We start from the raw sequence: 13,878 nt of genomic DNA, 5'->3' as shown, positions 1-13,878 counted from the left end.
CTCTGCTCACCTCTAACTCAAAATAGTCTCTTCTTTGCTCAACTGTATTGCTTTTTTCACTGCATAGGCTTTTTTAATGGATTCTTTGTATTCGTGCTTTGGGACAGAATCTATGACGATTCCCGCACCTGACTGCATAAAGGCTTTTCCTTCTGTACAATACGCAGTACGAATAACGATATTAAAGTGCATATCTTGATTGAATCCAAACCAGCCTATAGATCCAGTATAAAGCCCACGTCTTGTTGGCTCAAGTTCTTCTATGATTTCCATTGTTCTCACTTTTGGAGCACCTGTAATCGTTCCACCTGGGAATACAGCTCTCATGACATCTACCGCGTCACATTCATCACGCAGCTCTCCTTGTACATTGGATACAATATGCATCACGTGTGAATATTTCTCAATCGCCATAAATTCGTTCACTTTTACGGATCCATAAGTAGATACTCGTCCAAGGTCATTCCGCTCAAGGTCAACGAGCATCACATGCTCTGCGCGTTCTTTTTCATTTTCAATCAGTTCTTTTGCCAGCGCTTGATCCTCAGCGTCGTCTTTGCCTCGTGATCTTGTTCCAGCAATTGGTCTTGTTTCTAGCTGAGTCCCTTTTTTCTTAATAAGCAGCTCTGGAGAACCACAAACAATCTGGAAGTCAGGCGTATGCAGGTAAGACATATAAGGAGATGGATTCACTTGACGTAATGTTTTGTATAAATCATACGGATGAGTGTGAAGCTGTTCATCTTGTCTGATAGATAAGTTCACTTGGAACACGTCACCGTTTGCGATATATTGCTTAATTTTCTCTACTGCTTCTCCAAAGGTTTCTTCAGTAAAAGGTGCTGCTGGTACAAATTCTGTAGAAGATTCATTGACAGGTGATTGTGCTGATTCTTCAAAAGAGCTTGTCCACTTTCGCTTCCATTCTTCCAGCCTTTGATTCGCTTCACTCATTGGTTCTGCTTCCTCTGTGTGAGTAATCAGCCACAGTGCGTTCTCTTCATGATCATAAACTGCAACATCGTTAAACACGAGGAAATAAAGGTCTGGTGTTTTAAGATCATCAATTGCCAGCATCTTAAAATGCTCGATGTATCTAGCATAATCGTAGCTTAAAAACCCAATCGCTCCACCTTGGAAGTCGGGGTATTCGTCGTTTGTTTCGGTTTGAAGGAATTGAAACCAATCTGTAAACGCTCTGAATGGATCACCTTCTTTGAACAATACCTCATCTTGATAATGGATGGTCGTCATCCCATCTTTCCCCTTCGCTTTAGCGATCGGGTGAATACCAGCAATGCTATATGAACCGCCGCGTGCACTTTCTAGAAGCACATGATGTGTTTCACGAGCAGTTAATTGTTCGTATCTTTTCAAGAATGCATCTTTCGTAAAAGGAATTTTGATGCCCATCGGCCTGCGTTGTGTCATGTTATCATCCTTTTTCATTTTCATTAATCTTATTGTAATGCAATCCAATTTATTTAGAAAATAGTATTTGCTTTCCATCTTCAGAATTCATGAAAAAACCCCAGCAAATGCTGGGGTGATTGGTTTAATCGAATTGATAAAGAGGTGTACTGAGGTAACGCTCACCGTTACTTGGGATGATTGCGAGAACCTTTTTCCCTTTACCAAGCTTCTTCGCTGTTTGAAGTGCTGCGTAAATAGCTGCTCCGGAAGAAATACCGCCAAGGATTCCTTCTTCTTTCGCTGCTTTTCTTGCAAGCTCAAATGCATCTTCGTTTTTCACTTGGATGATGCCGTCATATATTTCTGTGTTCAGGATTGAAGGAACAAAACCTGCTCCAATTCCTTGAATTTTATGCGGCCCCGGCTTTCCGCCTGATAATACAGGGGAATCTGTCGGCTCTACCGCATAAAGCTGGATCGATGGGATGGCTTCTTTTAGGACTTCACCAGCTCCTGTAATCGTACCGCCCGTACCGACACCTGCAATAAATGCATCAAGCTCGCCGTCAAACTGTTCAAGAATTTCTTTCCCAGTTGTACGACGGTGAATCTCCGCATTGGCTTCGTTGCTAAATTGCTGAGGCATGAAGTAACCATGCTCTTCTGCCAATTCTTCCGCTTTTTTGATGGCACCTTTCATTCCCTCTGCACCTGGTGTTAAGACAAGCTCCGCACCATAAGCGCGTAAAAGGTTGCGGCGCTCCTGACTCATTGTGTCTGGCATAACCAAAATCGCGTTGATTCCTTTAGCAGCCGCTACCATCGCAAGGCCGATTCCTGTGTTTCCACTTGTTGGTTCAATAAGGGTATCGCCGGCTTTTAGTGTACCTTTCGCTTCAGCATCTTCGATCATAGCTAAAGCAATACGATCTTTGACACTGCTTCCCGGGTTCATATATTCAAGTTTCAAGTAGACATCCGCACTGTCTTCATCTACTAAACGGTTTAATTTAACGACTGGTGTATTTCCTATTAGTTCAAAAACTGAATTTGCAATACGAGCCATCACTAACACCTCTATCTCCGAGTAATTTTATTGTATTAATATTAAATTATCAATTTCAAAAAATTTTGTCAATGCTTTTAGTCCTGCTCGCCATCGTAAAACCATGTGACTTTTGCTTCCTTCCACAGGGTTTTGACATTCGCCTTTTCACCTAGATCTTCCATCGCAATCTGCCTTTTAATCTGATCTTTGACTTCGTCATAGGAGAAAGAGCGGCCATTTAATTTTTCTTTTAACTGAATAATGGCATACCCGTTTTTGGTCTGAATTGGCTCTTTCGTCCATTCATCTGGCTGAAGCTTTTGAGCTTCTTGTATGTATAGGGCTGGGATACTTTCCTGCTCTTCTGTCACAAATCCAAGATCTCCGCCGTATGGTGAGGTGTAACGGTCGATTGAACGTTCAGCTGCCACGGCTTCGAAGCTGGATCCACCTTTTAAATCTTTCAATACATTTTCAGCCTCGCCCTTTGTCTTCACGACGATATGGCGAATGCGGTATGAATCATCATATTGATATAAGTCCTTGTTTTTTTCATAAAACGATTTCGCTTCTTTTTCAGAAACGACGGCATCTCTTGTTAAAAGCTGCTCTAATAAAATTTGATAACGAATCTGTTCTTTCCATTCCTTCTCACTTGTATGTCCATCTTCGTAGAAATTATTAGATACTGCTTTGAGCATAAGCAATTCACGATTGATCTCTTTCGAAGACACGTCCAGCTTGTTTTGCTTAGCAAGCTGATTGACCACCTTCTGATTGATCATTTGTTCAAGTGTTGCCTTTCCGTAGCGGTCTTCCATCTTCTTTAACCATTCTTGACGCGTTACCTTCTCTTTTCCAATCGATGCAATTTCTTCACCGCTCTTCCCGTTAGAAGAAGCCTGTGACATTTGTGACTTTGTTAATACATATGCAATGACAACGGCATTAATCATGAGCAACACGAGGATAAATGTCCATACCACTCTTGCTTTTAATCTCATCTTTCGTCTCCTTTCCATTCTAAAAAGAAAACCCGCTGCTTAGAGCTTAGCGGGTTAATTCTTCACGTAGCTCTTCTAGCTCTTCTTTTGTAAATACATACGTTTCGTTACAAAAATGGCATTGAGCTTCTGCTTGTCCGTCTTGTTCAATCATATCATCAATTTCGGCTTTCCCTAGGCTGATAATGCCATTTGCAAACCGTTCTTTTGAGCAGTTACAAGAGAATTCGACAGGTACAGTTTCTAAAATTTGAGGCTTTTCACCGAGTACTTCTTCTAATATTTCTTCTGGTGTCATCCCTTTTTCAATGAGTTTAGAGATTGGTTCAATGGTTGACAGGCGCTGTTCTAGTCTTTCAATAACAGCATCTTCTGTACCAGGCAGCAATTGAATGATGAAACCGCCTGCTGCGAGGATCGAATTATCTGGATTGACAAGGACGCCTACGCCTACAGAGGAAGGCACTTGCTCAGAAGAAACAAGATAATATGTGAAGTCATCTCCAATTTCACCTGAAACAATTTCCGTTTGTCCTGTAAAGTGGTCCTTCAGCCCGATATCTTTGACAACACTTAAGGTTCCAGATGTTCCGACTGCACGTCTAACATCCAGCTTGCCATGTTCATTTAAATCAAAGTGAATTTGTGGGTTTGAGACATATCCTCGCACCTGACCTTTTGCATTTCCATCAGCAATAATGGCGCCGATTGGTCCACCGCCTTCTATTTTGACAGTTAGCTTATTCTCGCCTTTCAGCATAGCACCCATCATGACGGTTGCTGTCATCGTTCTGCCGATGGCAGCTGATGCAGTCGGCCACGTATGATGTCTTCTTTGTGCTTCGTTGATTGTATCTGTTGTGTTTGCAGCATATGCGCGGACTTTTCCGTCATATGCTAATGCTTTAACTAAGTAATCCATTTGATTTAAACCTCCTATAATACACCGACACGATTACGTTCATAAATGAGCTGCAGTCCTTTTAATGTGAGGAACGGATCGACAATATCAATGCAGTCTGATTCATTTCCAATCAATGTAGACAAACCGCCTGTTGCAATGACTTTCGGTGTTTGTTTGGCTTGCTGCTTCATCCGTTTCACTATTCCCTCGACTTGACCAACATATCCATAAAGGATGCCGGATTGCATCGCACTGATGGTGTTTTTTCCAACAATGTGATCAGGACGAACAATTTCAATTCTCGGCAGCTTCGCCGCTCTTGTATATAAAGCCTCAGTTGAGATGGTAATACCCGGTGCAATCGCTCCACCCATGTATTGTTTTTGTTCATTGATATAACAGTAGGTTGTTGCTGTTCCAAAGTCTACCACAATAAGAGGCGCCCCATATAGGTGAATTGCTGCTACTGCATTGACAATTCGATCTGCCCCGACTTCCTTTGGATTGTCACACATAATGTTTAATCCAGTCTTCATTCCAGGCCCTACAATTTGGGGTGTTAGGTGAAAATACTTTTCGCACATTCTTTCAAGTGCGAACATCATTGGCGGGACCACAGACGAGATGATAATCCCTTCTATTTGATCAAACATCAGCCCCACATAATCGAATAATGCCCTAATGGACATACCAAATTCGTCTTCTGTTTTATGACGGCTTGTTTCAATTCGCCAATGGTAGTTTAGATCGCCATTATGATAAACACCTAAAACGGTATTTGTGTTTCCTACATCTATCACGAGTAACAACTTCATCACCACTTTGAATAGTTTCTCAAAAAGAGCATTTTTCGACTTTCTATCATACCATACACGAATTGAGTTCCATTTGTAAACAATTCGAAACCGATCCATTCATGAATCGAAATAAAAAAGCTGCCGGTGATCCCGGCAGCTTTCACAGAAGGAGATTAGATCTCCTCATCTTCTTTTTTCTTGATGTTTACTTTCACATCATCGTTTTTCTCTTCGTCATCTGCGTATACACGCTCTGGAAGCTTTCCAGTTTCGTAAAGAGATTTAATTTGTTCAGCATCTAATGTTTCAACTTCTAGAAGGGCTTGTGCGATGATTTCTAACTTATCTTTATTCTCAGTGAGAATTTGTTTCGCACGTTCGTAGCTCTCCTTAATGAAGCGCTGAACTTCTTGGTCAATTTCGTAAGCGATCGCTTCACTATAATTCGGCTCATTGTTGAAATCACGGCCAAGGAATACTTGACCTCCTTGTGATTGACCGAATTGAAGCGGACCAAGTTTATCAGACATACCGAACTCTGTGACCATTCTTCTTGCAATGCCTGTTGCACGCTGGAAGTCGTTGTGAGCGCCTGTACTTACTTCACCAAACGTAATTTCCTCTGCAACACGACCGCCGAGCAAGCCGACAATCTTATCAAGAAGCTCTGGCTTCGTTTGGAAATAACGGTCTTCTCTTGGAAGCATGACCGCATATCCGCCTGCCTGACCACGAGGAACGATCGTTACTTTATGCACCATGTCCGCTTCGTCTAAGATAAGACCAATGACGGTATGACCTGCTTCATGGTAAGCCACGATATTACGTTCTTTCTTCGAAATGACGCGGCTTTTCTTCGCCGGCCCAGCGATGACACGGTCAGTCGCTTCGTCGATATCACGCATATCGATTTTCTTTTTGTTTTGACGGGCAGCAACAAGTGCTGCTTCGTTTAGTAAGTTCTCAAGATCTGCCCCAGAGAACCCTGGTGTTCTGCTTGCAATGGCTTTTAAGTTGACTGACTCGTCAAGCGGTTTGTTTTTCGCATGAACTTTCAGTACTTCTTCACGGCCAATAACATCTGGGCGGTCAACCGTAATTTGACGGTCAAAGCGTCCCGGACGCAGCAATGCAGGGTCTAGAATATCTGCACGGTTCGTCGCAGCAATGATAATAATACCTTCGTTGGCACTAAAACCATCCATTTCGACAAGAAGCTGGTTAAGCGTTTGTTCACGCTCGTCATGACCACCGCCAAGACCGGCTCCACGCTGACGACCCACTGCATCAATCTCATCAATAAAGATTAAGCAAGGTGCATTCTTTTTCGCATTTTCGAATAAATCACGTACACGTGATGCACCGACACCGACGAACATCTCGACGAAGTCAGAACCACTGATGCTGAAGAAAGGAACGCCTGCTTCTCCTGCAGATGCTCTCGCAAGCAATGTTTTACCTGTACCTGGAGGTCCTACTAGTAAAACCCCTTTAGGGATTCTTGCGCCAAGCTCCGCAAATTTACGTGGATCCTTCAGGAATTCCACCACTTCTACAAGCTCTTGCTTTTCTTCATCTGCACCAGCAACATCTTTAAATTTCACACGTTTCTTCTCTTCTGTGTAAAGCTTCGCCTTACTCTTACCAAAGTTCATGACTCGGCTTCCGCCGCCCTGAGCTTGGTTCAATAAGAAGAAGAACAGGATAAAGATGATGATAAACGGAATGATGGTTGTCAGAACTTGCAGCCATCCATTTGTTTCAGGTGCTGGTTCTACTTTTACATCTGTATTCTTCAGTGCACTGTAAATTTGGTCAACACCTTGACCATCTGGAACATGGGTAATGAAGTATTGATCTTTCTTCGCGCCATCTAATTGACCACGAATTTCATAAACCCCTCTTACAGGCTGAATGGAGATACTCTCCACTTTTCCCGCACTTAGATTTTGCGAAAATTTGCTGTAAGACATGTTCTCAGGCTTTTGATTTGGGGATCCTAACCAACTAACGACCCCTATCACAAGTAATAAAATAAGTATATAAAAAATCGTATTACGAAAAACCCGATTCATTCCTTACCTCCTCCCACAGTAAGCACAACTATGTTCAATAGTATCATAGAAAATCATTCCAACACAACCAATAACCTCATGTATACGTATGCTGATCAGCCTTCGTAAACAGATGGTTTTAACACTCCAATATACGGGAGGTTTCGGTAACGTTCAGCGAAATCCAATCCATAGCCGACAACAAATGCATCTGGTACTTCAAATCCAACATAATCTGCTTTGATGTCTGCTTTGCGGCCGCTTGGTTTATCAAGCAATGTCACAATTTTAATGGAATTTGCTTTACGGTATCGGAAAAGCTCTACCAGATAGCTCAAAGTTAACCCACTGTCGATGATATCTTCCATAATCAAAATATCTCTTCCTTCAACAGAAGTATCTAGATCCTTAATGATCTTTACTTCTCCAGAAGATACGGTAGACTTTCCGTAGCTAGATACATCCATAAAATCAAGTTCTAAATATGTATCAATGTGTTTGATCAGGTCTGCCATGAATGGAAGAGCCCCTTTCAAAACACCAATAGCCAGGGGAAATTTACCATCATAATCGCTGGTTAATGTTGCACCCAGTTCCTTCACTTTTTGCTGGATCTCTTCTTCTGAGATCAAAATCTTTTCAATATCTTGTTTCATGCTTTTGCTTGCCCCCTACAAATTTTCGTGCTGTCTATATTGTAATACAATGAGATCGCTGTTTGTCATATCAATTTCTTCAAAAACAGATTTTTTCAGACCTGGGATCCAGATGATTTGATGATCCGAGTCAGTGACGATCGGCCAGCTGTCTCTTTCTGCAAGAGGCACTTTTTTATCAATAAATATATCCTTCACCTTTTTTGATCCATTCATCCCTTTAAGTTTGATTCGATCACCATTTTTTCGTGAGCGAATGATCAAAGGGAGACGAACATGATCTTTTTGAAGCAAGAAAAAATGGTTTCCGTTCCGTGCATCCTTCGGAACATGATTTGATACGACGATAGACTGTCCATTTGGGAGAAAAAGCTCTTCTCCAAGCTCAACCTTTAAGTGAAGAGCATAAGACTGGTCTACTACATGCGATCGTTCAAAGGTAAACATACAGTGATCATAAGACTTGACAGCTTGTAAACCTTTTGGCAAATCTAATGATCCAGACGGTTGATCGGTATGAGATAACCAATCTAAAGTCCCTAGAATATGCTGGTTTGAAAACGCTGATTGAGTGTTTTCATAAAGATAGTTTAATATTAGTTGAATGCCTCTTCTTTGTAAAGGCAAAGGCAGGTCAAGCAAAGGCTTCGTTTTGATCTCAATTTGCTTAGGCGATTGACTCGTTATCACTTGGTTCATTTGTTCCTTTGTTAAAGCCTGCAAGTATTGCTCATCCTCAGTCAGCATGTCACTTACAAACTGAAAGCTTTCATGTACATGAGGTGCTTCTTCTTTTAACACAGGAAGAATGTGTCTTCTTACCCGGTTTCTCAAGTAGTCATCTGTATGATTGCTTTGATCAATGACATAGGGAACATGTTCTTTTTCACAAGCTTTTAGCACGTCGTCCTTAGAGTATCCAATGAGCGGACGAATCAGCCATCCATTTTGAAAAGGACGTTTTGCTTGGATACCCGCGAGTCCTATACCAACAGTTCCTCTCGCAAGTCTCATCAACATTGTTTCTACTTGGTCGTCTCCATGATGTGCAAGCGCTATAAATTGAGCGTTGTATTGCTCCATCAATTGACGAAAGAAAGCATATCTGCACTCCCTTGCAGCTACCTGTTTGTTTAAGCGGTTTTCTTTTGCATATTGGGTGACCTGTATGCGGGACGATTCAAAAGGGATCTCGTGCTCCTTACAGTAAGCCTCAACAAATGCCAAATCAGCAAAGGACTCTTCTCCTCTGAACATGTGATCTACATGGGCTGCAATCAGCTGATAGGAACCTTTGCGGCGCTTGTTAAGTTCATGCAGTAAGAGCATAGAATCCGGTCCGCCGGAAACCCCGACAATGACTGTCGTATTTTCAAGGTAAACATCATGTTTTTTCAAAAAAGATTCAATTCTATTCACAACTTCCTCCTCACAAAGAGCAGGTAATTTAAAGATATACATATCCTATCACTTTCAGTAGCTCCAAGCAAAGAAGAAGCCTGCTTTTTTACAGCTCTACAACAGGAACAAAACCACATATGCACAGTAAAGGGCGAGTACACTGCACACGATAAGAATGGTTTCAAAAAGTCCGCCTGATTTTTTACGTACTGACGTTTTTTTTGCTGCTGCAGCCCGCGATCGTGAAGCCACTTGTTGATTTTGATTAACAGCGGGTTTTGGCGCGTTTTTTTGCTGTTGCTTCTTTTGGCGCGTTTTTCTTGATTCAATCAGCTGTCCTTCTTTCAGCATCGCACTTTTCATGTCTGCTGCTGATTGATATTTACCTTGTAAAGCAGCCTTTAACACCCTTTCATATCGCTTTAATAAAGGATGTCCTTCAATGGCTCGATAAAGCTGCTTTTCTGGTTCTGCCCCTTTTTTGAATTCTTTCTTATACGCACAGTTAACCATCACCATGGCTAGGGCAAATAAATCATAAGTTGGTTCAGCTTTTCGTGAGCCGAATCCCCAATAGCCTCGATCAAAAAACTCGGTATACTCCTTAATGGCCCTGCCCGCTTTTGTCGTTCCTCCCACATCAATGCACCGGATCGTGGCAGGGGGACCAGAAACAATGAGATTATCAGGCTTTAAGTCACCAAAAATCCACCCTTCCTGATGTAAATGAGCCAGGCTAGATAAAAGCTGAATCATCAAAACAACGATCCATTCATCACCCTTTTGTTTCACAAATTCAAGCAGTAATGGGCCTCTGACATATTCCATCACGTAAAAGGAGCGTTTTTGAGGCATACCGGGATAAATCGCATCATCCATATCATAAAAAGAAGGCCCCATGGTTTTCACAGGAGCCTTTGAAAAGGATTTTAATACATTGACTTCAGATGCAATGAGCATACTGTCATCACTCACTTTAAGGGCCGCTTGCCCATGTGGCGATTCGGCCAGATAGACAACACCGTTCGCCCCTTTTCCAAGCTCTTTTACAATACGGTAATGATGGTGGTGCCATTTCCCTTGAATCACCGTGCCTAACGGGATGTTAGAAACCGAATTCATCATCATGCTCTTCCTTTGCTTCAAGCAGCCCTTTACGTGAGCGAACTGACTTGAAATGCTGAAGTGCTTCCCGAAGTGCTGGTCCCGTTGGGGTGATTCCTCCAGTGGTCAGTTTTGGGAAAATAGATGATAATGAATCGAATCGAGGCGTCCAATTCAACACAATTTCAGCATCTGAGTTTTTCCCGGGAAATACACACATCCCAAACTGATTTTCTCCAATTCTTGAATTTAAACTGATGGAAAGGTCGATAAGTGCTTCTTTGACAGTCGGCAGCTTCGGTTTCATACTTGCACTTGTATCAACAAGCACGAGTACTTGAAGGTGAACCGTCTCTCCTAACTCATCAACAACCTCCATTACTTCCCCGCGCTTATCAGGTGGAAGCTCTTCAATTTCAGTGTCTTTGCCGAGTATTTGCTGCAATTCTTTATTCACAACACCTTGTAAGGTTTGTGTCATCGCTTTTTTCGTGACCATTTGTACTGTTTGAGATAATTGCTGGACGTAGACAACTTGATGGATGCCTCCGCCTGCGAGAGCAATCCCCTCTACTTCTTTCATCGCTTCATGATCGTGTCTGTTTTCTTCCATAATGCCAATGACATTGACTGTAATCCCTTGTTCCTTTGCCAATGAGGCAATCGCAAGCGGATCTTCCCCGTGATTTGAGCAGCCATCTGTAATCAATAAGATTTGGTTGACGTGACCTTTTCGCATCTTCATTCCTCCTGGGATTGTAACTGAATGCTTATATCCCCATCATCGCCAGAAGAAATTCATATTATACGATATTTTAAGAAATCTCTTGTTTCTCAAGATAGAATGTACCTGTCGGAATGGAAGCCCATTTTGGTGTGTTGTGGTCGAGCCTGATGACAACAACCGTCATATCGTCGTCAATTTGGCCTGCTCTTGTTCGAATGACCTCTTCCATTAATAAATCAGCAATTTCTTGCGGATCTTCTGTTTTAAAGCTTTTCATTTTCCGTTTCACCCACAGATCATGATTTTCAATATGCTTTGGCCCTTCAAAAATGCCGTCACTCATCATAATCAATAGATCTCCTGCCTTCATCTGTTCGCTCACAACCTCGACTTCGAACTCATCAATAATGCCAATTGGCAAGTTGCTTGCTTGTACCTTCATCACCTGATCACCCCGTTTAATAAAGCTGGGTGTTGAACCAATCTTCAGGAACTTACAGCTCGCATCCTGTAAATCAATGATCGATAAATCCAATGTTGAATAAATCTCGTCCGTTGTTCGTAAAGATAAAATACTATTAATGGTTTTAATCGCCACTTTTTCATTGATACCTGACGCCAATATTTTTTCTAACAGCTTAATCGTTTCATTGCTTTCAAAATGAGCACGTGCTCCGTTGCCCATTCCATCACTAATAGCTGCGGCATACTTGCCTGCACCAAGCTCCATCATGCTGTAGCTGTCTCCAGATACCAGTCCTCCGCCTTTGGCTGCATGTGCCACGCCTGTAGCCACTCGATATGATTTGGCAGAGCCAAATACAACGTGACAATAGCCTGTTGGATGCTCTGCACACTGCTCTGCTTTGACTAAAATCTGTTCTTCTAAAATATCTGAAAGCATTGGAGCAATGATTTTTTCACATTCCCCATGCCCTTGGCAATATGGGATTCTCATTTCAATATCGACATTTCCCTGCTCCAAGCTATAGATTTCTACTTGCTGAATTTCAATACCAAAGTGCTGAAGCGCTTCTATCATCTGCTCTTCTTGAATAAAATGCTGTTCTCTTTCTCGTTTTATTTCCCGGGAAAAATCCTCCATCACTTGCGAGACCCCCATCAGCTGTTCAGCCACAAGACGTCTGCTGTCTTGGACTTTTTTCTTCAGTGTCTGGTTGGCTTTATAGTAAGCGATCTCCTCTTCAATCAATTCCTCGACATGTTTTGATTTTGAGCAGTGCTGACTAAATTTCTTTTTCAATTTTCGGTTATGCTCGTACGTTTTTTCATCAGATTCATGCATAACTTGTTTCATTAGTTCATAGGTTGTATCAAAGTTCTGCACCCAGCATTTATTTTTCTTATAGCACGTTTGACAGGATCGTTCTGTGATCGTACTTAAAAAAAGATCTACATCCTCTTCCTGCTTCTTCTCTTCAGGAATGGATTCGTAAAATGTCGCAAAACTCTCAGACAGCGCATGAAATACATTAGAGAATTGGTCTACCTTTTTTGCTGTCACGTCTCGTACTTTCCGAGCATATTGCTGCTGCTCTTGTACATGCTCTACCGTACCAGGAATGTATTTCGCTACCTTGGAGGTGACTGATTGCGGCGTGAGCAAAAAGAGTGCAACAGCTATAAGTGATTCATACAATGTGGTCATGAGACCTGCTGATCCTTCCCCATACAGTGAAATGAGTAAGGAACCCACAATTAAGCCGATGGCTGCCCCTGCTTTCTTCCCTTCTTTCAGCAATCCGCCTAATAAACCTGAAAAGGCAAGAAGACTCATCTGATAAAGGTTTCCGATGTTGGCGAGACCGAGAATTAATCCTGTCACGACACCGACCGTACAACCAATACTGGCTCCGCCAATAAAAGCAAAGGTCAGCACTACATAACGTGACAAAATATGCTCTGCCTGCATCCCTTGAAATGAGATCCCAGCAAGTCCAGTTAAAACTGAGGCAATTAAAATCATAAAACAAATAATTTCTTCGACCTTTAAAGAGTGTTTAATTTTCCTAACTGTAAAAATCGGCAGGCTTTGAAGAAAAATCAGTGTCAAAATGAAGGCAAGTCCTGCTTCGACACCCGCCATGACGTAATCATAGCTTTGCACAGCACCTTGTTCTAGGTAAACAAACGCTCCTCGGGTAATCAGCATCGAGAGAACAATGACAACCGGTAATGTTTTCACTGGGTCTTTGATGATGAAAGAAACCACCTTTGACACAAGGAGAAACATAAGCAGCGATGCAAACACAAACAATGCATTTTGAGGTGATATCGTCATCGCCCCAGCGAGTAAAGCGAGACAAGCAAGCATTGCCTTATCTCTTTTAATAAGCAGCATGGAACCAAAGAAAGGCAGAGCAAACGGCATAATTTCAGATAATATAAAGGCTCGTCCCAATAAAAAGCCTAGAACAACATAAATAAACCCTTTATAGAAAAAAAGAGAATGCGTGTGATGAAGAAACAGGTTTTTCATCTTTTTTAACCCTGCACTGATTCTTTCAAACCCCGCTCCTGTTAAATCAGTTCTTCTTTCTAGTTTTTCCATCTTCTCATCCCCCACCTGATATTCGTTGCTTGTCATTATAGCGAAGGTGAAAAAGAAATTTTGTCAAAAGAAGTTGTCGTTTCCATAAAACGTTCGACGCTTTATTCGTCAAAGAGGCATACTTTCATGAAAGTCGATGTCTTTCATCAGAATTTTACGAAAGCACAAAAAAACAGCTTTCCTATAGAAAGCTGTTTC

At 41.9% G+C, this 13,878-nt stretch carries 10 protein-coding genes and 1 pseudogene; all 11 read right to left on the bottom strand.

Annotated elements, in window-relative coordinates:
* Positions 1-12 precede the first annotated feature (12 nt).
* Positions 13-1,431 (bottom strand): anthranilate synthase component I family protein, encoded by a 1,419-nt coding sequence (locus NSQ72_RS00450; protein WP_341083022.1) that lies wholly within the window; start codon positions 1,429-1,431, stop codon positions 13-15.
* A gap of 124 nt (positions 1,432-1,555) precedes the next feature.
* Entirely contained in the window at positions 1,556-2,479 is a 924-nt protein-coding gene (cysK, locus tag NSQ72_RS00445) for a cysteine synthase A (RefSeq protein WP_024425655.1), read from the bottom strand.
* A 77-nt stretch (positions 2,480-2,556) separates the two neighbouring features.
* Positions 2,557-3,465, bottom strand: a complete 909-nt coding sequence (locus NSQ72_RS00440) for a peptidyl-prolyl cis-trans isomerase (protein WP_268474615.1) — start codon at positions 3,463-3,465, stop codon at positions 2,557-2,559.
* A gap of 46 nt (positions 3,466-3,511) precedes the next feature.
* Positions 3,512-4,387, bottom strand: a complete 876-nt coding sequence (hslO, locus tag NSQ72_RS00435; RefSeq protein ID WP_341083017.1) for an Hsp33 family molecular chaperone HslO — start codon at positions 4,385-4,387, stop codon at positions 3,512-3,514.
* A gap of 14 nt (positions 4,388-4,401) precedes the next feature.
* Positions 4,402-5,178, bottom strand: a complete 777-nt coding sequence (locus NSQ72_RS00430) for a type III pantothenate kinase (RefSeq protein WP_039175940.1) — start codon at positions 5,176-5,178, stop codon at positions 4,402-4,404.
* Positions 5,179-5,339: 161 nt separating this feature from the next.
* A complete protein-coding gene (gene ftsH / locus NSQ72_RS00425; RefSeq protein WP_034284252.1) occupies positions 5,340-7,241 on the bottom strand; it encodes an ATP-dependent zinc metalloprotease FtsH in 1,902 nt (633 codons plus the stop codon).
* Between the two features lie 95 nt (positions 7,242-7,336).
* A complete protein-coding gene (gene hpt, locus NSQ72_RS00420) occupies positions 7,337-7,876 on the bottom strand; it encodes a hypoxanthine phosphoribosyltransferase (RefSeq protein WP_008357399.1) in 540 nt (179 codons plus the stop codon).
* Positions 7,873-9,295: pseudogene (gene tilS, locus NSQ72_RS00415) on the bottom strand (tRNA lysidine(34) synthetase TilS). Before tilS ends, hpt begins: the two are co-directional and overlap by 4 nt.
* Before the next feature lie 96 nt (positions 9,296-9,391).
* Entirely contained in the window at positions 9,392-10,399 is a 1,008-nt protein-coding gene (locus NSQ72_RS00410; protein WP_341083013.1) for a protein kinase domain-containing protein, read from the bottom strand.
* Entirely contained in the window at positions 10,383-11,120 is a 738-nt protein-coding gene (locus NSQ72_RS00405) for a vWA domain-containing protein (protein ID WP_034325063.1), read from the bottom strand. Before NSQ72_RS00405 ends, NSQ72_RS00410 begins: the two co-directional genes overlap by 17 nt.
* 76 nt (positions 11,121-11,196) lie before the next feature.
* Positions 11,197-13,680, bottom strand: coding sequence for a stage II sporulation protein E (gene spoIIE, locus NSQ72_RS00400; RefSeq protein ID WP_106025933.1), 2,484 nt, complete (start codon positions 13,678-13,680; stop codon positions 11,197-11,199).
* Between the last annotated feature and the right edge of the window lie 198 nt (positions 13,681-13,878).

Source organism: Bacillus sp. FSL R5-0659 (genome assembly GCF_038008785.1).
Lineage (GTDB): Bacteria > Bacillota > Bacilli > Bacillales > Bacillaceae > Bacillus > Bacillus safensis.
Note: the sequence above shows the minus strand (reverse complement) of the source record. Positions and strands in the feature narration are given on the sequence as shown.